Raw genomic sequence first — 21,867 nt, 5'->3', positions numbered from 1 at the left:
CTTGACCGCGAGAATCGAATTCTCGTATTTTGTAAGCACTCTGCTCATTTATCGCACACCCACGTGCACTATAGTCAGAGCATCACTCTCGCGACAGCGTGATGTCAAGGGAAGTCGAGGAAGGGACGCCATGCCTTCGGAGGGCGGAGCCCGACATCGGGTCGAGCAGGGCGGAGCCCGACATCGGGTCGAGCAGGGCGGAGCCCGACATCGGGTCGAGCAGGGCGGAGCCCGGCAGGGGACGGAGCCGATCAGCGTCGTACCCAACGGGGCGCCGGGCTCGCAGACGCTGGCAAGGGGTTTGGCCGCCTTGCAGCTGGTGGCCAGCTCCCCTACCGGCCTCACCGCTCAGCAGGTCGCCGACGACATCGGTGTGCACCGGACCATCGCCTATCGGTTGTTGTCGACGCTGTCGCAGTTCCGGTTGCTGGCCAAGGGCGAGGACGGTCGCTACCGCTCGGCGGCGGCGCTGGCGGTGCTCGGGGCGTCGTTCGACAACAACGTGCGGCAACTGAGCCTGCCGACCTTGCGGGGGCTCGCCGACGAACTCGCGAGCACGGTGTCCCTTCTTGTCGCCGAGGGTGATCAGCAGGTCGCGATCGCCGTCGTCGTGCCGACCAACGTCTTCTATCAGCTGTCCTTCCATGAGGGCAGCCGTTATCCGCTGGACCGGGGCGCCGCCGGAATCGCGCTGCTGGCAAGCATGCCGCCTCGTCCCGACGAACGTGATCTGGTGCCGCTGACCCGCGAGCAGGGCTGGGTGATCACACACGGCGAGATCGAGCCCAACACCTACGGCCTCGCGGTCCCGGTGCGCCGACGGCCACCGGCGCCGCCGACATGTATCAACCTCATCTCGCATCGCGAGGACGTCCTGACGCGCGGCCGAGACGCGGTCATCAGGGCGGCCGACGAGTTGTCCGCGATCCTCAACTAAGGGCACTCCAGCCGGAAGGAGCAGCACATGACCGATTGGGATCATGACGTCGACGTGGTCGTACTCGGTAGCGGCGGGGCCGGTTTGACCTCGGCGCTCGCCGCGGCGGCCAATGGCGCTTCGGTGGAGATCTACGAGAAGGCCGCGACCGTGGGCGGTACGACGGCGGTGTCGGGCGGCATCATCTGGATTCCCGCGCACAACCGGGCCGCAGACGGCGAACTGACCGTCGAGGACGCGATGGCCTACCTGCGCGCCCAATCGCTGGGATACATGGACGACAACCTGGTCGAGACATTCGTGCGCACCGGCCCCGAGATGCTCGATTTCGTTGAGGCACACAGCGATCTGCGGTTCGAAGTTGCCGAGGGGTTCCCCGACTACAAGCCCGAGCTGCCCGGTGGTCGGCCGTCGGGTGGGCGTTCGCTCAACGCCAAGCCGTTCGACCTGGGCCGACTCGGTGAGTGGCGCGACCGGATCACGTCGTTCCCGGCGGATTTCAGCAACGTCGGCATCGACGCCGAAACCCGCGCGCGCATCCACGCGTCGGTCGACGACGAATCCGGTGACTACTGCGTGGCGGGCACGGCCCTGATCGCCGGACTGCTGAAGGGCCTGCTGGACCTCGGTGTGACACCACGGACCAACGCGCGCGCGGTCGAACTGCTCGCCGATCCGCTCGGCATCACGGGTGTGCGAATCTCGCAGGACGGCAACGACTTCACCGTGCGGGCCCGTCGAGGCGTGATTCTGGGAACCGGCGGGTTCGAGTGGGACCGCAAACTCGTCGAGGCGTACCTGCGGGGACCGATGCGCGGACCGGTCTCACCGCCCAACAACACCGGTGACGGCCTGCGGATGGCGATGGCGCACGGCGCCGATCTGGCCAACATGGGCGAGGCCTGGTGGGTGCCGATCGTCCAACTTCCCGGCGACACGTTCCAGGGCCAGCCGCGCAGCCGCAGCGTTCGGCTGGAACGGACCCGACCGCGCAGCATCATCGTCAACCGGGCGGGTAAGCGGTTCCTCAACGAGGCCGGCGAGTACAACTCGATGGCGGGGCCGTTCCACTACCTCGATCCGAAGCTGGGGTATGCCAACGATCCGGCGTGGATCGTCTTCGACTCGCTTCATCTGAAGAAGTACGGCTTCCTCGGCATCGAACCGGACGGCCCTGCGCCGGAATGGTTCTCGCCGTCCAAAGACCTGGTCGAGCTCGGCGAGAAGACCGGCATCGACCCCGACGGATTGGCACGCACACTGCAGTCCTGGAACGACAGCGTCGCCCACGACCGCGATCCGGATTTCGAGCGCGGTTCGAGCGCCTACGACGGCTACTGGGGCGACGACAAAGCACCGACGCCCGCCGGCCGCACCCTCGGCCCGATCGATACGCCGCCCTACTATGCCGTGCCGGTGTCGATCGGCGCGATGGGAACCAAGGGCGGCCCCCGCACCGACGGCGACGGCCGGGTGCTGCATGTCAACGGATCGGCGATCCCGGGCTTGTTCGCCGCGGGCAACGCGATGGCCGGAGCCACCGGCAAGGCGTACGGCGGTGCCGGTGGAACGATCGGGCCCGCAATGGTGTTCGGTTACCGCGCCGGGCGTGCGGCGTCGGCTCGCGTGTAGCTCGCGTGTTCAGCGCCAGCCAGTTCAGCGCCGGTCAGTGCTCGACTGTGCATCCTGATACGCCCATCGCGGCGTGTTGCGTATGAAACCGCGCACTCGGTACCGCGGGCCGGTCGGTGCAGCGCTGTTCAGGCGACCGCCATTCCGATGAAGTAACTACTCAACAGGCAGGTCGCGACGAGGACCACCCACCCGTCGGTGAGGCGGCACAGCCAGGCGGGGGCGTGGCGCACCTCCATGAACTCCCGGAAGATGATGCGCACCTTGATCAGTGCGATGACGATCGCGCTGACGGTGACCACGGTGCTGGCCTTCAGCGTGCTGTTCTGGTCGACCGCTTCATCCATCCAGACATAGACCAACGTCAACAACGTCAGGATCGCCCAGGCGATCACGAGTCTCTTGTTCACAGCGTTGGTCATCGATCACCTCACCACGTAGAGCATCGCGAAAATCAGCACCCACAGGAAGTCAACCGTGTGCCAGTACGTCGCTCCGGTCTCGATGAGCTCCTGCGAGCGTCGCGCCGGGCTCCGCAACTGGTAGAGGACCACACCCAACACGATGAATCCGATCAACACGTGGATGCAGTGCAGTGACGTGAGAAAGAAGTAATGCTGGAAGAACTCATCGCTGGTGAACGTATTCCCCAGTCGGATCTCCAGAATCCATTCGAACACCTTCGAGACCACGAACGTCACACCGAGACCGACGGTCACATAGGCGTACGTCATCGCCGAGCGGTACGAACCGCTGCGTGAAGCCTGGACGCACCTGGCGATCGCCCACGAACTCGTCAGCAGGACAATGGTGTTGAAGACACCGATCCGCAGATCGAGATCCGCCTGAGACGCCAGGAAGAGATCCGCGTTCTGTGTGCGCAGCGCCAGGTAGACCGAGAAGTAGCCGGTGAACAGCATGGCTTCGAACAACACGAACAACCACATGTCCGGCTGGCCGGGTACACGGCGTTGCGGCTTGTCCTCGAGCCGTTTCGACGTGGCGCCAACGACGTCGGTCATCACACGACCCCCACCGAGGCCGAGGGTTCGGTTACACCTTTCGGCGGCAGGTCGGGCAGCGGCCCGGTGCCGAAATCCTCGCGCTCGATCATCTTTCGCAGTAACACGATGAACGCCGCGGTGTAGAGGATGAACACGACCATGTTGATCCACCACGCGATCGCACCGTTCCACGCGAATGCACCGCGTTGAAAGATCCAGGCGGGTGCGACGACGACTTCGGTCAGCGCGTTGCACAGCCCCAGGTACGCGAACCATTTCGGGAACACGTTGTTCTTGTCGAGCAGGATTGCCACCAGCCAGACCACCGAGCCGACCAGAAACACCCCCATCGTTCCGCTGAACGACAGGAACGCGAAGTCATACATCCACAGGATCAACTCGGGATCGCGATCAGGTCTGAGCGCGCCGACGGTCATCGCGATGGCCATCACCAGCATGCCGGGCAGGGCGGCGAGCGAGTACATGATCAGGTAGGAATAGGCGAAGACGCGACTCACCGACATCCGCCACATCGAGTATGCGAGTAGGGCGTTCATCGGCGCGCACATGCCCGAAATCAGGAATACGACGCCGAATCCGGTGAGCAGGCCGAGATGGCGGTCGGCGAACCACTGCACCACCAACGGCGTGTCCCAGTCGGGGCTCGGCGGCGGTTGCACCCGCGTCACGAGGAAGAACAACACGCCGTACAACTGGTAGAAGATCACCATCACCCACCACGCGAACCACAGCTCACGCTTGGGGTGGTAGCGGAAGTTCCACACCAGGCGACCCAGCCGTGAATCGTTGGGCGGATCGGGCGCCGCTACCGTCTCCGCGCTGAGCGCGCTCATGCGGGGACCGCGACTTCTGCGCGTTGGCGGCGGATGTTCTGGGCGAGAACAACCCCCATCACCACGATCCAGACGGCGATCGCGATGTTCTTGACCCAGAAGGACAGCACGCCGTCCCACGCCAACGGGCCCTCGAAGGTCACGGCCCCGAATGCCGCCGGCATCAGCGCGACGGCGATGAGCAGATTGAAGTGCGCCACCCACCGCCGGAAGACCGGCTGGTCTCGGCGATCCCAGTAGATCGCCAGGGCCAGCACCAGGCATTGCGCGATCAGATAGGGCACCAGCACCGTGAAGGTGACCCAGGCCAGATCGTTGAGCAGTTGGGTGAGTTCGGGGGAACGTTCGGGCCGGAAGGACCCCAAAAGCCAGAACATGTTCGCGATCAAGAACAGCGTCGGCGGACCGCCGGCGCAGGCGATCAGGCAGTAGGTCAGGATCGGCGTGCGGTGTGCCATCTTGCGCACTTGCATCGCCAGCAGGATCACCGTCGGGATCAAACCCACCCCGAACCAGTTGAACAGAATCATGCTGTACCGAATTCGGGCCGTCTCGTCGCGGTAGAAAGCCGCGACCTCCTCCGCGGACATGGTCGGCGACATCGGATGCAGGAAACCGGGAAACAGGAAGAACGCAGACGCCCAGATGATCACCATCGCGGGCAAGACCCACAGCATGATCAACTCACCATCAGTTCGTCTCATGTGCGCTCCAAAGCTAGTTGCCGATCGGCTACTCGAACGGTAGCCGATCGGCAACCAGGCGGTCAATGCTGGGCTACCCTCGACGTCATGGCCACGGCAGAGCAGAGATTCAGTGCGATCACCCGCACCGCTGCGCAGACGAGGGTCTTGGACGCAGCGCTGGCATTGATCGCCGAACACGGGGTCAGCGGTACCTCCCTGCAGATGATCGCCGATTCCATCGGGGTGACCAAGGCGGCGGTGTACCGCCAGTTCAAGACGAAGGAAGAGATCGTCATCGCGATCACCGAACGGGAGATGGGCCGTCTCGAGGACGCGCTCGAAGTTGCCGAGGCGGCCGGCCACGGTCTCAAATCTCGGGAGATCTTGCTCGACCGGATGATCGACCAGGCCGTCGAACGGCGCGGAGTCGTCAGTGCGCTGCAGTTCGATCCGGTGATCCTTCGGCTGCAGGCCGAACATGAGCCGTTCCAGCGATTCATCGAACGCCTGTATGCCGCGCTGCTGGGCACCCATGCCGGCCCGGAGGCCCGACTGCACGCCGCGGTGCTGTCGAGTGCGATCAGCGTGGCCGTGATGCACCCACTGGTTTCCGATATCGACGCCGAAACGCTTCGCACTCAGTTGATTCGGATGTCCCGCCGGTTGCTCGACCTACCGGAGCGGGCTCAGGGCCCCTCCCGTACGACGAAGAGGCGCTCGGCGGCGGTATAGGGGTCGTCGTCGCCGTCGGCGACGGCTGCGGCCAACCGGTCCAGTTCCGGATGCGTGCGCAGCAGCGTCTGCGCCAGCGACAAGATCTGCGCCCTGGCCCGCGCGGCGCGTCGTTCCGGACTGTCGGAACGGTGATGCATTTCGATCGCGTCGACGAGTTCGGGCAGGCCGTCGCCTTGGGCTGCAACCAGTTTCAGCACCGGCGCCATGGTCTCCGCACGAAGGTCGCGCACGGTCTGGTCGGCGCCCTCGCGGTCGGCCTTGTTCACCACCACGATGTCGGCCACTTCCAGTAACCCGGCCTTGGCCGCCTGCACGGCGTCGCCTGCGCCGGGATTGAGGATGACGACGGTTGGATCGGCGACCGCGGCGATCTCGATCTCCGACTGTCCGACCCCGACGGTCTCCAGCACCACCAGCCCGTAGGACAGCGCCGCCAGAACACGGATTGCCGCGGGTACCGCCGCGGCCAACCCGCCGAGATGCCCGCGCGCCGCGACGGACCGGATCAGCACGTCGGGATCGTTGATGTGGGCGGCCATCCGGATCCGGTCGCCGAGCAGCGCTCCCCCGCTGTACGGCGACGACGGGTCGACCGCCAACACCGCGACCCGCTCGCCCCGCTCCCGGTACGCGCCGACGAGCGCACCGACCGTCGTCGATTTCCCCGCGCCCGGCGGCCCGGTCACTCCCACCACTCGCGGAGTGTCGACGGGTCCGAGCGTGTCGAGAAGTTCGCTGCGCCGGGGGCTTTCGACGATGCTGAGCAATCGGCCGGTCGCGCGGGCCGATCCGTTGCGCGCCGCCTCGATGAGTTCCGCAAGACGGTCTGAGCTGGTCATCGTATGGCAGTCTACGGATCGCCTGCTTGGTGTCGCCGCCGGGCGGCTCAGGCCACCTCGATGACCGTGGCCGATCCCATGCCGCCGCCCGCGCACATCGCGGCGACGCCGATTCCGCCGCCGCGCCTGCGCAATTCGTGAACGAGCGTGACGAGCATGCGCGCGCCGGTGGCCGCCACCGGATGCCCCAGCGAGCAGCCGCTTCCACTGACATTGACGCGGTCGGGGTCGATGTCGAGCAGTTTGACGGTCGCCACGCACATCGCCGCGAAGGCCTCGTTGATTTCGAACAGGTCGACGTCGGCGAGCGAAATGCCGGCGCGCTTGAGGGCTTTCGGGATCGCTTCGACGGGTGCCAGCCCGGTGAAGGCGGGATCGACACCGACCGACGCCCACGCCTTGACGGTGCCCAGTGAGGGCAGCCCGAGCCGGTCGCTGGCCAGCGTCAGCACGGCGGCCCCGTCGTTGGCTCCGCAGGCGTTGCCCGCGGTGATGGAGAAGCCCTCGATCTCGGGATGCAGCGGCTTGAGCGCGGCGAGCTTCTCGATGCTGGTGTCGCGACGGGGATGCTCGTCGGTGTCGAACTGCCCGTAGGGCGTCTCGATCGGGACGATCTCGTCCTTGAAGCGGCCCTCGTCGATCGCCCGGATCGCCTTGCGGTGCGAGCCCAGCGCCCACTCGTCCATCTCCTCGCGGCTCACGCCCGCGCGCACGGCGGCGTTCCAGCCGACGGTGATCGACATGTCCATGTTCGGTGCGTCGGCGCGGTCGGGGTGCGTCGGGGGAAACCAGTCGAGCATCGCGGCGTCTTTCGCGCTGCTGGCGCGGCGGGTGAAGCGGGGCGTGGTCGAGGCGGAGTTGACGCCACCGGCGATCACCACTTGATCCATGCCCGCGCGAATGCTGGCGGCGGCGCTCTGGACCGCGGCCTGCCCCGCAGCGCAATGCCGGTTGTTCGACAGCCCGGGCACCGAGGTGAGGCCCGCGGTGATCGCGGCATGGCGAGCGATCACCCCGCCGCCGTAGAGCCCCTCGCCGAGGATCACGTCGTCGATCGCCAGGCCGTTCACCTCACCGGCGGCCGCGCCGATCACATGCTCGGCCATCTCGTAGGCGTCGGTGTCTCGCAACGTGCCCTTCATCGCGGTGCCGATGGGGGTGCGCAGGGCAGAAACGATCACGGCTTCGGGCATGGGTATCTCCGTCTCGACGTATGAGAATGTTATTCTCTCAAGCCGAGAGTGCTAGTTGCAAGAAGGGGAACCATATGCAGATTGCGGGTAGCTCGGCAATCGTGGTCGGCGGCGCCGGCGGCCTCGGCGAGGCGACGGTCCGGCGTCTGCACGGGGCCGGAGCCAAGGTCGTCGTCGCGGACATGGCCGACGACAAGGGCAAGAAGCTGGAAGGCGAGCTCGGCGTGCGCTACGTCCGCACCGACGCGACGTCGGAGGACTCTGTCAACGCGGCGATCGCCGAGGCCGCGGCGCTTGCTCCGCTGCGCATCTCGGTGGATACCCACGGCGGCCCGGCCAGCGGCGGCCGGCTCATCGGCAAGGACGGCTCCCCGCTGGACCTCGACGGTTTCAAGACGACGATCGAGTTCTACTTGACCGCGGTCTTCAACGTGATGCGGCTGGCGGCCGCCGAGATCGCGAAGTCCGAGCCGCTCGACGAGGGCGCCCGCGGCGTGATCATCAATACCGCGTCGATCGCCGGTTACGAGGGTCAGATCGGTCAGCTGCCGTATGCCGCGGCCAAGGGCGGCGTGATCGGCATGACGCTGAATGCGGCCCGCGACCTCTCGCCGCTCGGCATCCGCGTGGTCACCATCGCGCCCGGCACCATCAACACCCCGGCGTATGGACAGGCCGCCGACCAACTCGAGCAGTACTGGGGTCCGCAGGTGCCGTTCCCCAAGCGGATGGGCCGGTCGACGGAGTACGCGCAGTTGGCGCAGAGCATCATCGAAAACGACTATCTCAACGGCGAAATCATCCGCCTCGACGGAGCTCTACGCTTCCCACCCAAGTAATTCCCTGTTCCGCGAGCGTGCGTGTTTGCACACGACACGCCGCGCAATTTCAGCAGTTTGCGCACCATCGCGCCATCGCGACGGTGCGCGTCTGCATCTGGCACGTGTGCTCAGCACGGGCCATACGAGCCCGTGCGTTTCGCATACCGGTCGGGTTCGACAGGTTGCGCACACTCGCACGCGCATGAGCGTGCGCATAGCGGCGCGCGCGAGCGGCGTGTCGCGCAGCAGACACGCACGCTCGCGCCAAACTGAGTGTGCGCTACTTCTTCTTGGCGTTCAGCCGGGTGACGATCTCGCGGAAATCGTCGGTCTTGAAGGACTGCTCCTCCGCGGTGTTGGCGTAGTCGAGCACCGCCAGCACGGAGCGCTCGAGGTGAATGTTCAACAGCCGCTTGGTGCTTTCGACCGCCTGGCGCGGCAGCTCCATGATCTTCTTCGCGCAGGCGATCGCCTCGCTCAACGGGTCTTCGACGACGTGGTTCGCCAACCCCAACTCGGCGGCGCGCTGGGCCGAAATCCGCGCACCGGTCAGCGCGTATTCCTTGGCGTGCAGCAAGCTCATCTCCAGCGGCCACACCAGCGGTCCACCGTCGGCGGCGACCAATCCGACCTGAACGTGTGGATCGGCAAGGTAGGCATCATCTTTGATGTAAACGATGTCGGACAAGGCCACCAGGCTGCAGCCCAGGCCCATCGCGGGACCGTTGACGGCCGCCACCACCGGAATCCGGCAGCGCGCCATGCCCAGCACGATCTCGCGGCCGTGCAAAATCGTCTTGGCGCGTAGGTCAGCGTCCTGACGCAGCTCCTCGAGATAGCCGAAGTCGCCGCCGGCCGAAAAAGCCCGTCCCGCACCGGTGATCACCGCCGCGCGAGCCTCCCGGTCCTCGGCGAGCCGCGGCCACAGCCAGGCGAGCCCGCAATGCAGGTCGTCGTTGACCGAATTCAAGGATTCCGGCCGGTTCAGCGTGATGATGCGCAATGCGCCGTCGGCCTGGACGTCGATCTCCGGTGGTAGGTCGTACAACTCAAACTCCTAATCCGAGAATGCGCGAAGCGATGATGTTCTTCTGAATCTGCGAGGTACCGCCCATCACGCTCTGCGCGCGGCTGTACATGTAGGCGCCGAACAATTCGGGATCACCGGTGCCGACGGTGGCCAGCGCGGCGTGACCGACGGACTGCTCGGTCCACGTCATCAACAGTTTGTCCAGCGAGCCCTGCGGCCCGTGCGTCATCCCGTCGAGCTGTTCGGACAACCTCCTGCGCACGTGCAACCGCAGCATCTCGGTCTGCACCCACGCCCACGCCAGCTCCTCGGGAGCCGAGCCGTCCACCCGTGAGGCCAACTGCCGCACCAGCTTTCCGTAGCGGGCCGAGAACCCGAGCGTCGACGGCTCGCGCTCGTGGCTGACGACGGTCATCGCCAACTTCCAGCCCTCACCCGGCGCGCCGACCATGTTCTCCGCGGGCACCCGGGCCCCGTCGAACAGCACCTGGCCGAACTCCTTGGTGACGCCGCTGATCATCTTCAGCGGCCGCTGTTCGATCCCCGGTTGGTGCATCGGCACGATGAACGCCGAAATACCCTTGTGCTTGGGCACATCCTTGTCCGTACGAGCCAGCAACAGACACCAGTCGGCCACATCGGAATAGCTGGTCCAGATCTTGTGACCATGGATGATGTACTCGTCGCCCTCTCTGGTCGCCGTCGTGGTCAGCGACGCCAGGTCTGAGCCGGCGCCAGGCTCGGAGAAGCCCTGGCACCACCGCTCGGTGCCGTTGATCATTCCCGGCAGGAACCGTTGGCGAAGTTCCTCGCTTCCGTGATGCGACAGCCCCACCACCAGGTATCCGAGGCTCGGCCGCGCCGGCGCACCGGCCTTGGCGATCTCCTCGTCGACGATGACGTCGTAGACCGGAGGCAGATCCTGTCCGCCATACTCTTTGGGCCACGAGGTGCCGAAGAACCCGGCCTCATACAGCGCCTGGTGCCACGCACCCTGGGCGGCCCAGTACTCGTCGCCCGACGTCGGGAACTTGCCCTTCTGCTCGCTCAGCCAGCCGCGCAGACGGTCGCGGAACGCGGCTTCCTCCGGTGAGTCACGAAAGTCCAATGGACAACTCCTCCAACTTCACGGGCCACGTCTCGGTGGCGGACAGCACCCGGCGCAGGTAGACGTGGGCCAAGCACTCCCACGTGTTGCCGATACCGCCGTGCACCTGGATCGAGGTCTCGCAGACGGTCAACGCCGCTCGCGCACAGTAGATCTTGGCAACCCCGGCCGCCTCGACGGCCTCGGCGGACGGGAGTTCGTCGACCGCCCATGCGGCATGCCGCAACACGCTGATCGAACCCTCGATCAGTGCCAGGCTCTCGGCCAGCAGGTGACCGACCGCCTGGTACGACCCGATCGTCGAACCGTACTGCTCACGCACCTTGGCGTACTCGACGGCCAGATCCTGGGCTCCCCTGGCCGCCCCGACCAGGTCGGCGCACGTGACCGTCAGCGCCAGCGCCCGCCATCGGCCGGCATCCTCGTCCGACAGGCTATCGAGTTCGGTGGGTGACTCAACCACGCCGGCAAGGCTTTTCGTCAGGTCGATCGAATCCGCCGCCTCTGCCGCAACCGGCTCACCGCCGCCTCGCATGCGAAGGTCGTCGGCCAGTAAGGGCCCGATGAACGGCACGTCGACGAGCCTTCGGGCGAACTCCTCGGCCACGATCGCGACCTCGACACCCGACGCCCCGTCCGAGCGAAGCGTGCGAAAGCCCGTGGCGTCCACGGCCTTCTCCAGTCTGGCGACCCTGCTGGCATCCTCGAGGTCGGCGACCGACCCCGGACCGAGGTCGTCGGCCAAGCTCGCCGCCGCGGCCCTCAACTGTTGTTGTTCACTTGTCAGACGGACGTCCACAGACGCTCCTTCAACACTCGACGCAGAACCTTCCCGGAAGGCAGCCGCGGGATCTCGGGCACGACGACCACCCGGCTGGGCCGCTTGTACGACGCCAGCCGCTCCCCCACCCACGACGCCAATTCGTCCTCCGGCACAGGGGTATTCGTCTTCACGGCCGCGACGATCGCCTCGCCGTTGGCCGCGTCGGGCACCCCGAACACCGCGCAGTCGTCGACCGCGGGATGCCCGTGCAACACGGCCTCGACCTCGGCGGGCGCAACTTGAAAGCCGCGCACCTTGATCATCTCCTTCGACCGGTCGGTGATCCGCAGCCAACCGTCGTCGTCCAGATAGCCGACGTCGCCGGTGCGGTACCACCCGTCGTGGAAGGCTGCCGCGGTCGCCGACTCCGGCAGGTAGCCCGCCATCACCGAATCCGACTGCACCTCGATCTCGCCGGGCTCGCCCGACTCCAGGACCGCACCGGTGTCCAGGGACACCACGCGTACGCGCGCACCGGGCACGGGCCGGCCAACGGTGTCGAGGTGGCGGCCGTCGAGCTCGTTACACGAGATCACCGGCAACTCGCTGGCGCCGTACGCGGTCACCCACTTCACCCCGGTCCTGGCGGTGACGGCCTGTGCGACGCTCTCGGTGACCGGCGTCGCGCACCACATGATGTAGCGCAGCGACGATAGGTCGTGGGACTCCAGATCCGGATGGGCCGCCAGCGCCAAAGCGATTGGCGCCACGGCCATCTCGATGGTGAGCCGGTCGCTTTCGATATGCCGCAACATGGTGTCGATGTCGAAGCGCCGGTGCAGCCGGATCCAGGTCCCCGTGTCGAGCGCCATCACGATGTTGAGCAGGCCCAGGATGTGTGGCGGCGGGGTCATGATCTGCATGCGGTCCGACGACGACAGCTGCAGGCATCGCGCCAGTGCCGCACCGCGACGGCGAACGCCGCATGGGTGTGCCGAACCGCCTTCGGCATACCGGTGGTGCCGGAACTGAACACGAACAGGGCGTCGGCCTGGGGATCGGGTGCGGTGACCTCCCGCTGCTCGGGCTCGATCGGATCGTCGAGCGAGAGCATCGGCATGATCTCGGCCAGCAGGGGATGATCGCCGACCGCGTGCGCCGGCCGGGTCAGCGCCAGCGCATGTTCGATCTCCGCGCGCCTCCACGCCGGGCTGAGTAGGACCGCAGCGGCCCCCAACTGCCATACGGCGCGCAGCGCGACGACGAATTCGGGGCGATTGGACGACATCAACGTGACTCGGTCGCCGGCGCGAACGCCGCGGGATTTCAGGGTTGCGGCCATCCCGGCACTCAGCGCGTCGAGCTGCGACAGCGTGTATTCACGCTGCTCGAAGGCGAGCGCGATCGCCTCACTCACACCCTGTCCTCACTAGTGCCCCGGGGGTCGGATTTCGCTTTGAGAATAGCGTATCATTTAACGAGAATGATATTCTCGTCCAGTTAGAACCGATGTGCCAGGAGAGTTGTTGATGACGGCCGATCCGATACCTGACCAGCCGGCACAGGGCGGACAGGTGACGATCGTGCTCGACCGCAAGAAGGTGTCGGTCACCCGCGTCGCCGACGAGACGCTGCTGGAGAGCGCCAGGCGGGCCGGCTTGTCACCGCCATTCTCGTGCGAAGCCGGCAACTGCGGCACCTGCATGGGCAAGCTCACCGAGGGGCGCGCCACCATGCGGGTCAACGACGCTCTCGACGAGGACGAGGTCGACGAGGGATACATCCTCACCTGCCAAGCGATCCCGGACACCGACACGATCTGCGTGACCTACGACGACTGAACCGCAAGGTCGCCGTGCTCGTCGACGCGGGGTGCCGGCCGGTACTCCGGTTCATAGCCCGCGATCTGAATCGGACTGCGCACCAACCGGAAATCACCCGCCTGCACGATCACCTCGGGCGTCTGCTCCAACGCCTCGGGCAATGTGCGCACCGCGGCGACCGGAATACCCAAGGGACGCAACCGGGACTCCCAACTCGCGGCTGTATCGGTGGCCAACGCCGCGGCCACGACCGCCAGCACCTCGTCGCGCTTGTCTGACCGTTCGGCCATCGTGGGAAAGCCCTCGATACCTGCTTCGTCCGAGAACGCGCGCCAGAACCCATCATGGGTGATGAACAGCGCCAGATAGCCGTCCGCCGTCGCGAACAGTTGCGCCGGAACGTAATACGAGTGTGCCCCGAACGGATAACGCAACGGCGCCGCACCGTCATTCAGGTACGCCGATGCGCGGTAGTTCAGCTGCGAGAACATCACATCCCGCAGGGACACGTCGACCTGACCACCACGGCCCGACACGATCTGCGCCAGCAGCCCCAGCGCCGCGGCCAGCCCGGTCGAGTTGTCGGCCGAGGAGTATCCCGGCAAGGTCGGCGGTTCGTCCGGATGTCCCGTCATGGCCGCAACGCCGGTCGCCGCCTGGATGACGTAGTCGAACGCCGGATCGTCGCCGCCCTCGAGCCCGAATCCCGTCAGCGCCACACAGACGATGCGTTCGTTGAACCGCTTGAGTGAGTCGTATGTCAGTCCAAGTTTCTTGATCGCTGACGGCTTCATATTCACCAGCAGCGCATGGGAATCCGCGACGAGTTCGCCGAGCCGCCGTCGGCCGTCCTCCGAGCGCAGGTCGAGGACGACGCTCTTCTTGTTGCGGTTCAGGCTGGCGAAATAGCTGTCCCCGACCTGCCGTGAGATCTCGCCGCCCGGCGGCTCGACCTTGATGACCTCCGCGCCGAGGTCCGCCAGCAGCATGGTGGCGTAGGGCCCGGCCAGCATGACTCCGACTTCGATGATGCGGATGCCGGCCAGCGGCGCGTTCACCGAACCCAGCGGGCCGCTCACCGCACCTGCTTGGCTAATTCCGCGATCACCTCACGCGTCCGGTACTTCGACGCGATCAGTTCGTCGCGGTTGTCGCCGATCGGCAGCAGCCGGACCGACAGGTCCGTTACCCCCGCATCGGCGAATCGCTTGAAGCGTGCCAAGATCGCTTCCTCATCACCGGCCGCGCAGAGATCGCCGACATCGCGGGCGTCGCCACGGTCCAGCAGTCGCTGGTAGTTCGGTGACGTCTCGGCTTCGGCGAGGATGCGGTTCGCCCGGTCCTTGGCGGCTTCGATCTCCGAATTCGCGCACAGGCACACCGGTATCCCCGCGACGATGCGGGGAGCGGGCCTGCCCGCCTCGGCGGCAGCCTTGTTGATCTTGGGGGCGATGTGCTCGCCGATGGCCTTCTCGTCGGCCATCCACAGCACGGTGCCGTCGGCGCGCTCGCCGGCGATCTGCAGCATCACCGGACCCAGCGCGGCCACCAGGACCGGCAGCGGGTTCTCCGCGCCGAGGACCGTCGGGTTGTGCACCGTGAAGGTGTCGTTTTCGACGTCGACGTCGCCGGGGCCGGCGAGTGCGGCGTTGAGCACCTCGAGATAGTCGCGGGTGTACGCGGCCGGCTTCTCATAGGGGATGCCGAGCATGTCGCGCACGATCCAGTGGTGCGACGGTCCCACCCCGAGCGCGAGCCGCCCGCCCGCCATCGCATGCACCGACAGCGCCTGACGCGCGAGCGCGATCGGGTGCTGCGCCTGCAGCGGCACCACCGCGGTGCCGAGCTCGATCTTCGAGGTGTGCGCGGCCATCAGCGCAACCATGGTCAGACAGTCGAAGTCGTTGGGCACCTGCGGCATCCATGCGGTATCCATTCCCGCAGATTCGGCCCACTCGATATCGGAGACCAGCTTGTTGACCTTGCGCGCCATATCGCCGCGTTCGGCCCCGATCATCACGCCAAGGCGCATGTCAGTTCTTCCTCCGGGAGTTCAGCGGCGAGGGCGTCATTGCTCGCTCAATGTCAGCTTGCGGACCTCGTCGACCAGCGTGTCCAGCGACGTGCCCGTGGGGAACACCGCAGCCGCGCCCGCGGACAGGAGCTTGGGCACATCGCCCTGTGGGATGGTGCCACCGACGACGACCGCGATGTCGCCGGCGTCGGCCGCGCGCAGCGCCTCGACCGTGCGCGTGGTGAGAGCCACGTGCGCGCCGGACAGGATCGAAAGCCCAACCAGCGCAACGTCTTCCTGCAAGGCGATCGACACGATGTCCTCGATGCGCTGCCGGATTCCGGTGTAGATCACCTCGAAGCCCGCGTCGCGCAGCGTCCGCGCGACGATCTTGGCGCCGCGATCGTGCCCGTCAAGGCCGGGTTTTGCGACCAGGACCCGCACCGGGCCGGCCGTAGAAGAGTCCGCCATCAGAACACCACCGGCTGCTGGAACTCGCCCCACACCGACTTCAACGTCGAAACCATCTCTCCCACAGTGCAGTAGGCGTTGGCGCAGTCGACCAGCTTGTGCATCAGGTTGTCGTCACCTTCGGCCGCGCGCGCCAGCGCCGCCAGTGATGCGGAGACCGCGGTGGCGTCGCGCTCGGCTTTGACCTTCGCGAGCCGCTTGAGTTGCAGATCGCGGCCCTCGGCATCGAGTTCGTAGGTCGCGATCTCGGGCGGCGGCTCGTCGGAGACGAATTTGTTGACCCCGACCACCGGTCGCTCGCCCGATTCGATCTCCTGGTGGATCTTGAACGCCTCGTCGGCGATCAGGCCCTGCAGGTATCCGTCCTCGATCGCACGGACCATGCCGCCGTGGGTTTCGAGATCGTGCATGATCTCGATGATCTTCTCCTCCGTCGCGTCGGTGAGCGCCTCGACGAAGTACGACCCGCCGAGCGGGTCGGCGACCTTGGTCACGCCGGTCTCGTAGGCGAGGATCTGCTGCGTACGCAACGCCAGGGTCGCCGATTCCTCGCTGGGCAGTGCGAACGGTTCGTCCCACGCCGCGGTGAACATCGACTGCACGCCACCGAGCACCGCGGCCATCGCTTCATAGGCGACGCGGACGAGGTTGTTCTGGGCCTGCGGCGCGAACAGCGATGCGCCACCGGCCACACAGCCGAATCGGAACATCGACGCCTTGTCCGACGAGGCCCCGTAGCGCTCGCGCACGATCGTCGCCCAGCGCCGCCGTCCGGCGCGGTACTTGGCGATCTCCTCGAAGAAGTCACCGTGGGTGTAGAAGAAGAACGAGATCTGCGGTGCGAACTGGTCGATCGTCATGCGCCCGCGTTCAACGACGGTGTCGCAGTAGGTGACGCCGTCGGCGAGGGTGAACGCCATCTCTTGCACCGCGTTGGCGCCCGCGTCGCGGAAGTGCGCACCGGCAACCGAGATCGCGTTGAACTTGGGCACCTCGGCCGCGCAGAACTCGATGGTGTCGGCGATCAGCCGCAGCGACGGTTCGGGCGGCCAGATCCACGTGCCGCGCGATGCGTACTCCTTGAGGATGTCGTTCTGGATGGTGCCGGTGAGCTTGGCCCGCGGCACCCCCTTCTTCTCTGCGGCGGCGACGTAGAACGCCAGCAGGATGGCGGCGGTGCCGTTGATCGTAAAGCTGGTGCTGATCTTGTCCAGCGGGATGCCGTCGAAGAGGATCTCGGCGTCGGCGAGCGTGTCGACCGCGACGCCGACCCGGCCGACCTCTTCGCCGTACTCGGGGTCATCGGAGTCGTAGCCGCATTGCGTGGGCAGGTCCAGCGCCACCGACAGCCCGGTTCCGCCCTGGTCCAGCAAATAGCGGTAACGCCGATTGGACTCCTCGGCCGTCCCGAACCCCGAGTACTGCCGGAACGTCCACGTCTTCCCGCGGTATCCCGTGGCGAAATTCCCGCGCGTGAACGGATATGTGCCCGGCGGAGGCGGTTCCGTCGCCCGGTCCGTCGACCCATACACCGGCTCGAGCGGGATCCCCGACGGGGTCTGTACTGGCTCGCTCATCACGGATAACGTACTTGCAAAAAATGAGAATGCCAATACCGCAGGCCGGAAACGTGCACCGGAGAAGGGGCGTCCCCCACCGTCGAAAGCCTGCGAAGACCCGGTACACAGCGAATATGGCACTTGCGTAAAATGAGAACGCCAATACCGCCTGTATTCGAGGTCCGCTAGCATCGTGGGGCGACGCAGGTCGCAGCCAAAGGAGGTCCATGTCCGCCTTCACTGACCGCACGCTCGTCGTCTCCGGCGGCAGTCGCGGCATCGGTCTCGCAATCGGCCTCGCTGCGGCCAGGCGGGGCGCCAACGTCGTGCTACTGGCCAAGACGGCCGAACCGCATCCGAAGCTGCCGGGCACGGTGCACACCGCAGTCGCCGAGGTAGAGGCCGCCGGCGGCAAGGGTGTGGCCGTGGTCGGCGACGTCCGAAAAGAAGAGGACGTGCAACGTGCGGTCGATGCGGCCGTCGAGCATTTCGGTGGGGTGGACGTCGTCGTCAACAACGCCAGCGCCATCGCCACCGAGCCCACCGAGCAATTGCCGGCCAAGAAGTTCGACCTGATGATGGACATCAACGTGCGCGGCACGTTTCTGCTCACCAAGGCGGCGCTGCCGTACCTGCGCAAGTCCGCGGCACGCGCCCAGGGAGCGGAGCCGGCAGGCGCGCACGTGATCACGCTGGCGCCGCCACTGAACATGAACCCGCACTGGTTGGGCGCTCACCCCTCCTACACCCTGTCGAAGTACGGAATGACTCTGCTCTCGCTGGGGTGGGCCGCCGAGTACGCGGAAACCGGCATCGGATTCAGCTGCCTGTGGCCCGAGACCTACATCGCGACGTCTGCAGTCGCCAACGCTCCCGGCTTCCAGGAGATGCTGGACCGGTCGCGCGACCCGCAGATCATGGGTGACGCGGCCGCGTTGATCCTGTCGCGCCCCCCGGCCGATGTGAACGGCAAATGCTTCATCGACTCCGAACTGCTCGCCGAGTCCGGCGTGACAGACCTGTCGCGCTACGGCGGTGGGGACGACCCCATCCTTGATATCTTCGTCGACAAATCATGAGCATCTCACTGCTGCTCGAGATGGCCTCGAGCAATCCGGACCGCACCGCCGTGGTGTCGGGTGGATTGCGGCTGACCACAGGTGAGTTGAGCGCCCTGGCAGACGGCGGGGCAGGCGTCATCGCCGAGTCCGGTGCTTCGCACGTCGCCTATGTCGGCATGGGTGGCGCGATGCTGCCCCTTCTCCTGTTCTCCTCGGCTCGCGCCGGGGTACCGGTGACGCCGCTGAACTACCGGCTCAGCGCCGACGGCCTTCGTGAGCTCATCGATCGCCTCCCCCAACCGCTCGTCGTCGCCGACGCCGAATACCTCGATATGGTCGCCGGCGCGGGCAAGCAGGTCATCGGTTCCGACGAGTTCCTCGGCGCCGCGCGCACCAGCGATCCGGCCGCGGAGTTCCCCGATCCCGAAGACGTCGGGGTCGTGCTGTTCACCTCCGGTACCACATCGCGCCCGAAAGCCGTTGAGCTGACGCACAGCAACCTCACCAGCTACATCACCGGCACGGTCGAGTTCGATTCCGCGGAGCCCGGCGACGCCGCATTGATCTGCGTCCCGCCGTATCACATCGCCGGTGTGAGCGCCGCGTTGTCCAACCTCTACGCGGGGCGAAAGATGGTGTACCTGCCGCAGTTCGACGCCAGGGAATGGATCCGGCTGGTGCGCGACGAGGGCGTGACGTCGGCGACGGTCGTGCCGACGATGTTGGACCGCATCGTGACCGCCCTGGAAACGGAGAACGTGGCCCTGCCCACCCTGCGCAACCTGGCGTACGGCGGCTCCAAGGTGCCACTTCCGTTGGTGCGCAAGGCGCTCTCACTGTTGCCGGAGGTCGGCTTCGTCAACGCCTACGGGTTGACCGAGACCAGCTCGACCATCGCGGTGCTCGGGCCCGACGACCACCGCGAGGCGCTCGCCTCGTCCGACGAGGCCATCCTGCGCAGGCTGGGCTCGGTCGGCCAGCCGGTGCCAGGGATCGAAGTACAGATCCGCAACGCCGACGGCGAGGTGCTCGGCCCCGGCGAGACCGGGGAACTGTTCGTCCGCGGTGAGCAGGTATCGGGCCGCTACACCGAGATCGGCTCGGTGCTCGACGGTGACGGATGGTTCCCCACCAAAGACATCGCGATGCTCGACGAAGACGGTTATCTCTTCATCGGCGGGCGTTCCGACGACACGATCATCCGCGGCGGGGAGAACATCGCACCCGCCGAGATCGAGGACGTGCTCGTCGAACATCCGGCGGTGCGCGACTGCGCCGTGGTAGGGCCCGAGGATCCGCAATGGGGTCAGATCATCGTCGCGGTGGTGGTCCCGGCCGACAGTCCGGACGGCCCCGCGAACCCGGACCCCGAGGAGCTGCGCGAGTATGTGCGGCGCCAGTTGCGCGGATCGCGAACCCCCGACCGCGTCGTGTTCCGCGACGAGTTGCCGACCAATGCGACCGGCAAGGTGCTGCGTCGAGAACTGATCGCCGAGTTGACAGCCACCAGATAGCAAGGAGCCCAGCATGATCAAGAACGGCACGCGACTGCAGAGCCAGGTGTGCGACACCCAGGTGATCGTCGTGCGCAGCTCGGACAGCCTCGACGATCTGCGCGCGGGCGGCGTTCCGATGGTGCCCCTGGATGCCGAGAAGAGTACCGACGTTCAGATCGACCCCGAATTCTCTGACGGCAACGCGATGGGCAAGCGTTATGTCGACGACAACGGCGCCGAAGTCCTGGTGACGAAGGCCGGTGCCGGAACGCTGAGCGTGGGCACCACGCCACTGTCTCTCAAAGAAGCCAAGCCCCTGCCCGCGAGCGACTGATACCTTCCTCTGGGTGAGGCCGCGCCGCCTGCTCACCCGGTATGTGGCCGGGCTTGCGTCGGCCTACCTGCTGACTGCGGTCGAGGTCATCGCGATCGTCGGATTGCTGGGCGGTCGCGACGTGGTCACTCCCGAGAATGTGATCACCGCGGCGGCACTGCTCGCGGTCGGTACCGCCACCGTCGGCGTCAGTGCCGCCTACATCCTGCTCCCGGCGTTGCGGTATCTGCGCGCGGGGCGCGAGCCCACCGCCGCCGAACGACGGTCGACGCTGACGATGATGCGCCGCCAGGCCGCGGCCACGGTGGCGCCGTGGATCCTCACTGCCGCGGTCCTGGTACCACTGAACCTCGACGCCGGATCCGAGGCGCTGGCGGTGATCGGATCGGCCATGCTCTTCGGGACGATCGCCACGGTGTGCACCGGCTTCCTGTTCACACTACGAACGTTGCGACCCGTATTGGCCAGCGTGGCAGTCGATTCCAGCACGCCGACGTTGACGGCGCCCGGAGTCCGGGCACGGCTGCTGCTGATGTGGACCGTGTGCACCGCCCTGCCGGGCGTCGCCATCGCCGCACTGCTGATCATGCGGAACAACGGGTGGCTTCTCGAGGAGACCGCGGCCATCGAGTTGGCGCTGATCGTGCTCGCGTTGGTCGCGGTCGTGCTCGGTCTGCGTTCACTGATCCTGACCTCCATGTCGATTTCCGACCCCGTTCAGGAAGTCGTCCAGGCGATGGCCGACGTGGAGCGCGGGCAAATCGACCGGTCCGTCGAGGTCTACGAGTGGTCCGAGATCGGCCGTCTGCAACGCGGTTTCAACCGTATGGTGGCCGGACTGCGTGAACGTGACAGGCTGCGCGACCTGTTCGGCCGCCACGTCGGCGAGGACGTGGTCCGGCGAGCCATCGAGGAGAACGAGTCGTTGTCCGGCGACGAACGTGACGTCGCGGTGCTGTTCATCGATCTGGTCGGGTCCACCCCGTTGGCGGCCACCCACGAGCCCGCCGAGGTCGCCGAACTGCTCAACGAGTTCTTCCGTATCGTCGTCGCGGCCGTGGATCAGCGGCACGGCTTGATCAACAAATTCCAAGGCGATGCGGCACTCGCCGTCTTCGGCGCTCCCCTGCGCGTCGACGATCCAGCGTCGGCGGCGCTGATGACCGCACGCGATCTGGTCACCGATCTGCAGCGCCTGCCACTCGACTTCGGCATCGGGGTCTCGGCCGGACCCGTCTTCGCGGGCAACATCGGCGCGGAGAACCGGTACGAATACACCGTTGTCGGGGACGCGGTCAACGAGGCGGCCCGACTGGCCGACCGGGCCAAGGAGTTTCCCGCGCGAGCGCTGTGCTCAGGCAGCGCGCTCGAACGTGCCAGCACGGCGGAACGACGGCGCTGGGAGGCACAGGGATCGGAAACCCTGCGCGGCCGATCCGCCCCCACCCAGATGTGGACACCGGCCGCCGATCCCGGTTAGAGACGCGGACCGTCGGGGAATACAGCG

The 21,867-nt window shown here is 66.5% G+C and carries 22 protein-coding genes and 1 pseudogene; 9 read left to right on the top strand and 14 right to left on the bottom strand.

The window, feature by feature from the left end; all coding sequences use genetic code 11:
- Nucleotides 1–130 precede the first annotated feature (130 nt).
- Together AAHH99_RS18190 and AAHH99_RS18185 are read left to right on the top strand one after the other, a co-directional pair.
- The gene (locus tag AAHH99_RS18190; protein ID WP_418769969.1) at nt 131–937 is read left to right on the top strand and encodes an IclR family transcriptional regulator; all 807 of its coding nucleotides are present in this window, start codon (nt 131–133) and stop codon (nt 935–937) included.
- A gap of 27 nt (nt 938–964) precedes the next feature.
- Complete coding sequence (locus AAHH99_RS18185; protein ID WP_418769968.1) at nt 965–2,569, top strand: FAD-dependent oxidoreductase; 1,605 nt, start codon at nt 965–967, stop codon at nt 2,567–2,569.
- A 128-nt stretch (nt 2,570–2,697) separates the two neighbouring features.
- Here AAHH99_RS18185 and AAHH99_RS18180 read toward each other — a convergent pair whose 3' ends face one another.
- Genes AAHH99_RS18180 through AAHH99_RS18165 form a run of 4 tightly spaced genes read right to left on the bottom strand, consistent with a single transcriptional unit; the run spans nt 2,698 to nt 5,131 of the window.
- Entirely contained in the window at nt 2,698–2,991 is a 294-nt protein-coding gene (locus AAHH99_RS18180) for a cytochrome C oxidase subunit IV family protein (RefSeq protein WP_064346506.1), read from the bottom strand.
- A gap of 3 nt (nt 2,992–2,994) precedes the next feature.
- Entirely contained in the window at nt 2,995–3,591 is a 597-nt protein-coding gene (locus AAHH99_RS18175) for a cytochrome c oxidase subunit 3 (protein WP_418769967.1), read from the bottom strand.
- Nucleotides 3,591–4,427, bottom strand: a complete 837-nt coding sequence (locus AAHH99_RS18170; protein ID WP_418769966.1) for a hypothetical protein — start codon at nt 4,425–4,427, stop codon at nt 3,591–3,593. The genes AAHH99_RS18175 and AAHH99_RS18170 overlap by 1 nt, the downstream gene beginning before the upstream one ends.
- A complete protein-coding gene (locus tag AAHH99_RS18165) occupies nt 4,424–5,131 on the bottom strand; it encodes a hypothetical protein (protein ID WP_418769965.1) in 708 nt (235 codons plus the stop codon). Before AAHH99_RS18165 ends, AAHH99_RS18170 begins: the two co-directional genes overlap by 4 nt.
- A gap of 87 nt (nt 5,132–5,218) precedes the next feature.
- Here AAHH99_RS18165 and AAHH99_RS18160 point away from each other — a divergent pair, with 87 nt between their 5' ends.
- Nucleotides 5,219–5,845 (top strand): TetR/AcrR family transcriptional regulator, encoded by a 627-nt coding sequence (locus AAHH99_RS18160; protein ID WP_064412906.1) that lies wholly within the window; start codon nt 5,219–5,221, stop codon nt 5,843–5,845.
- On the opposite strand, the gene meaB is transcribed toward AAHH99_RS18160, so the two are convergent.
- Both meaB and AAHH99_RS18150 read right to left on the bottom strand, forming a co-directional pair.
- On the bottom strand, nt 5,800–6,687 hold the full coding sequence (gene meaB, locus AAHH99_RS18155) for a methylmalonyl Co-A mutase-associated GTPase MeaB (RefSeq protein WP_418769964.1): 888 nt from the start codon (nt 6,685–6,687) through the stop codon (nt 5,800–5,802). The two genes, AAHH99_RS18160 and meaB, sit on opposite strands and share 46 nt — an antisense overlap.
- 47 nt (nt 6,688–6,734) lie before the next feature.
- Nucleotides 6,735–7,880 carry a thiolase family protein gene (locus AAHH99_RS18150; protein ID WP_064412904.1) on the bottom strand — a complete coding sequence of 382 codons (1,146 nt, stop codon included), beginning with the start codon at nt 7,878–7,880 and terminating at the stop codon, nt 6,735–6,737.
- Nucleotides 7,881–7,954: 74 nt separating this feature from the next.
- On the opposite strand from AAHH99_RS18150, the gene AAHH99_RS18145 reads away from it, so the two are divergent.
- The gene (locus AAHH99_RS18145; RefSeq protein ID WP_418769963.1) at nt 7,955–8,719 is read left to right on the top strand and encodes an SDR family NAD(P)-dependent oxidoreductase; all 765 of its coding nucleotides are present in this window, start codon (nt 7,955–7,957) and stop codon (nt 8,717–8,719) included.
- A gap of 262 nt (nt 8,720–8,981) precedes the next feature.
- On the opposite strand, the gene AAHH99_RS18140 is transcribed toward AAHH99_RS18145, so the two are convergent.
- The 4 genes and pseudogenes from AAHH99_RS18140 to AAHH99_RS18125 all read right to left on the bottom strand — a co-directional run bounded on the left by AAHH99_RS18140 (nt 8,982) and on the right by AAHH99_RS18125 (nt 13,019).
- Entirely contained in the window at nt 8,982–9,749 is a 768-nt protein-coding gene (locus AAHH99_RS18140) for an enoyl-CoA hydratase/isomerase family protein (RefSeq protein ID WP_064346498.1), read from the bottom strand.
- A gap of 1 nt (nt 9,750) precedes the next feature.
- Nucleotides 9,751–10,839 carry an acyl-CoA dehydrogenase family protein gene (locus AAHH99_RS18135; RefSeq protein WP_067386472.1) on the bottom strand — a complete coding sequence of 363 codons (1,089 nt, stop codon included), beginning with the start codon at nt 10,837–10,839 and terminating at the stop codon, nt 9,751–9,753.
- Complete coding sequence (locus AAHH99_RS18130) at nt 10,826–11,638, bottom strand: acyl-CoA dehydrogenase family protein (protein ID WP_418769962.1); 813 nt, start codon at nt 11,636–11,638, stop codon at nt 10,826–10,828. The genes AAHH99_RS18135 and AAHH99_RS18130 overlap by 14 nt, the downstream gene beginning before the upstream one ends.
- Nucleotides 11,623–13,019, bottom strand: a pseudogene (locus AAHH99_RS18125) (class I adenylate-forming enzyme family protein). The gene AAHH99_RS18130 and the pseudogene AAHH99_RS18125 overlap by 16 nt, the downstream one beginning before the upstream one ends.
- A gap of 112 nt (nt 13,020–13,131) precedes the next feature.
- Between AAHH99_RS18125 and AAHH99_RS18120 the strand changes: the two are divergent.
- A complete protein-coding gene (locus tag AAHH99_RS18120; RefSeq protein WP_064412899.1) occupies nt 13,132–13,443 on the top strand; it encodes a 2Fe-2S iron-sulfur cluster-binding protein in 312 nt (103 codons plus the stop codon).
- Here the strand turns inward: AAHH99_RS18120 and AAHH99_RS18115 are convergent.
- Genes AAHH99_RS18115 through AAHH99_RS18100 form a run of 4 tightly spaced genes read right to left on the bottom strand, consistent with a single transcriptional unit; the run spans nt 13,431 to nt 17,487 of the window.
- Nucleotides 13,431–14,492 (bottom strand): CaiB/BaiF CoA transferase family protein, encoded by a 1,062-nt coding sequence (locus AAHH99_RS18115; protein WP_418770261.1) that lies wholly within the window; start codon nt 14,490–14,492, stop codon nt 13,431–13,433. The genes AAHH99_RS18120 and AAHH99_RS18115 overlap by 13 nt on opposite strands.
- Before the next feature lie 8 nt (nt 14,493–14,500).
- Nucleotides 14,501–15,457, bottom strand: a complete 957-nt coding sequence (locus AAHH99_RS18110; protein WP_418769961.1) for an LLM class F420-dependent oxidoreductase — start codon at nt 15,455–15,457, stop codon at nt 14,501–14,503.
- Between the two features lie 36 nt (nt 15,458–15,493).
- Complete coding sequence (locus tag AAHH99_RS18105; protein WP_064346491.1) at nt 15,494–15,910, bottom strand: cobalamin B12-binding domain-containing protein; 417 nt, start codon at nt 15,908–15,910, stop codon at nt 15,494–15,496.
- The gene (locus AAHH99_RS18100; protein ID WP_418769960.1) at nt 15,910–17,487 is read right to left on the bottom strand and encodes a methylmalonyl-CoA mutase family protein; all 1,578 of its coding nucleotides are present in this window, start codon (nt 17,485–17,487) and stop codon (nt 15,910–15,912) included. Before AAHH99_RS18100 ends, AAHH99_RS18105 begins: the two co-directional genes overlap by 1 nt.
- A gap of 209 nt (nt 17,488–17,696) precedes the next feature.
- Here AAHH99_RS18100 and AAHH99_RS18095 point away from each other — a divergent pair, with 209 nt between their 5' ends.
- Genes AAHH99_RS18095 through AAHH99_RS18080 form a run of 4 tightly spaced genes read left to right on the top strand, consistent with a single transcriptional unit; the run spans nt 17,697 to nt 21,840 of the window.
- Nucleotides 17,697–18,548: an SDR family oxidoreductase gene (locus AAHH99_RS18095; protein ID WP_418769959.1), complete on the top strand. Its 852-nt coding sequence runs from the start codon at nt 17,697–17,699 to the stop codon at nt 18,546–18,548.
- Nucleotides 18,545–20,044 carry a class I adenylate-forming enzyme family protein gene (locus AAHH99_RS18090; protein WP_418769958.1) on the top strand — a complete coding sequence of 500 codons (1,500 nt, stop codon included), beginning with the start codon at nt 18,545–18,547 and terminating at the stop codon, nt 20,042–20,044. The genes AAHH99_RS18095 and AAHH99_RS18090 overlap by 4 nt, the downstream gene beginning before the upstream one ends.
- A 13-nt stretch (nt 20,045–20,057) precedes the next feature.
- Nucleotides 20,058–20,360: a hypothetical protein gene (locus AAHH99_RS18085; protein WP_064346487.1), complete on the top strand. Its 303-nt coding sequence runs from the start codon at nt 20,058–20,060 to the stop codon at nt 20,358–20,360.
- Nucleotides 20,361–20,373: 13 nt separating this feature from the next.
- Nucleotides 20,374–21,840, top strand: coding sequence for an adenylate/guanylate cyclase domain-containing protein (locus AAHH99_RS18080; protein ID WP_418769957.1), 1,467 nt, complete (start codon nt 20,374–20,376; stop codon nt 21,838–21,840).
- Nucleotides 21,841–21,867 lie beyond the last annotated feature (27 nt).

This window comes from Mycobacterium neumannii, from assembly GCF_048452905.1.
Lineage (GTDB): Bacteria > Actinomycetota > Actinomycetes > Mycobacteriales > Mycobacteriaceae > Mycobacterium > Mycobacterium neumannii_B.
This window is presented reverse-complemented; position numbering and strand designations above follow the sequence as displayed.

Coding starts and splice junctions, on each gene's coding strand:
- AAHH99_RS18170 (WP_418769966.1), bottom strand. CDS start 4,427: ATGAGCGCGCTCAGCGCGGAGACGGTAGCGGCGCCCGATCCGCCCAAC.
- AAHH99_RS18190 (WP_418769969.1), top strand. CDS start 131: ATGCCTTCGGAGGGCGGAGCCCGACATCGGGTCGAGCAGGGCGGAGCC.
- AAHH99_RS18180 (WP_064346506.1), bottom strand. CDS start 2,991: ATGACCAACGCTGTGAACAAGAGACTCGTGATCGCCTGGGCGATCCTG.
- AAHH99_RS18100 (WP_418769960.1), bottom strand. CDS start 17,487: ATGAGCGAGCCAGTACAGACCCCGTCGGGGATCCCGCTCGAGCCGGTG.
- meaB (WP_418769964.1), bottom strand. CDS start 6,687: ATGACCAGCTCAGACCGTCTTGCGGAACTCATCGAGGCGGCGCGCAAC.
- AAHH99_RS18110 (WP_418769961.1), bottom strand. CDS start 15,457: ATGCGCCTTGGCGTGATGATCGGGGCCGAACGCGGCGATATGGCGCGC.
- AAHH99_RS18150 (WP_064412904.1), bottom strand. CDS start 7,880: ATGCCCGAAGCCGTGATCGTTTCTGCCCTGCGCACCCCCATCGGCACC.
- AAHH99_RS18175 (WP_418769967.1), bottom strand. CDS start 3,591: ATGACCGACGTCGTTGGCGCCACGTCGAAACGGCTCGAGGACAAGCCG.
- AAHH99_RS18085 (WP_064346487.1), top strand. CDS start 20,058: ATGATCAAGAACGGCACGCGACTGCAGAGCCAGGTGTGCGACACCCAG.
- AAHH99_RS18145 (WP_418769963.1), top strand. CDS start 7,955: ATGCAGATTGCGGGTAGCTCGGCAATCGTGGTCGGCGGCGCCGGCGGC.
- AAHH99_RS18105 (WP_064346491.1), bottom strand. CDS start 15,910: ATGGCGGACTCTTCTACGGCCGGCCCGGTGCGGGTCCTGGTCGCAAAA.
- AAHH99_RS18165 (WP_418769965.1), bottom strand. CDS start 5,131: ATGAGACGAACTGATGGTGAGTTGATCATGCTGTGGGTCTTGCCCGCG.
- AAHH99_RS18120 (WP_064412899.1), top strand. CDS start 13,132: ATGACGGCCGATCCGATACCTGACCAGCCGGCACAGGGCGGACAGGTG.
- AAHH99_RS18090 (WP_418769958.1), top strand. CDS start 18,545: ATGAGCATCTCACTGCTGCTCGAGATGGCCTCGAGCAATCCGGACCGC.
- AAHH99_RS18160 (WP_064412906.1), top strand. CDS start 5,219: ATGGCCACGGCAGAGCAGAGATTCAGTGCGATCACCCGCACCGCTGCG.
- AAHH99_RS18185 (WP_418769968.1), top strand. CDS start 965: ATGACCGATTGGGATCATGACGTCGACGTGGTCGTACTCGGTAGCGGC.
- AAHH99_RS18095 (WP_418769959.1), top strand. CDS start 17,697: ATGTCCGCCTTCACTGACCGCACGCTCGTCGTCTCCGGCGGCAGTCGC.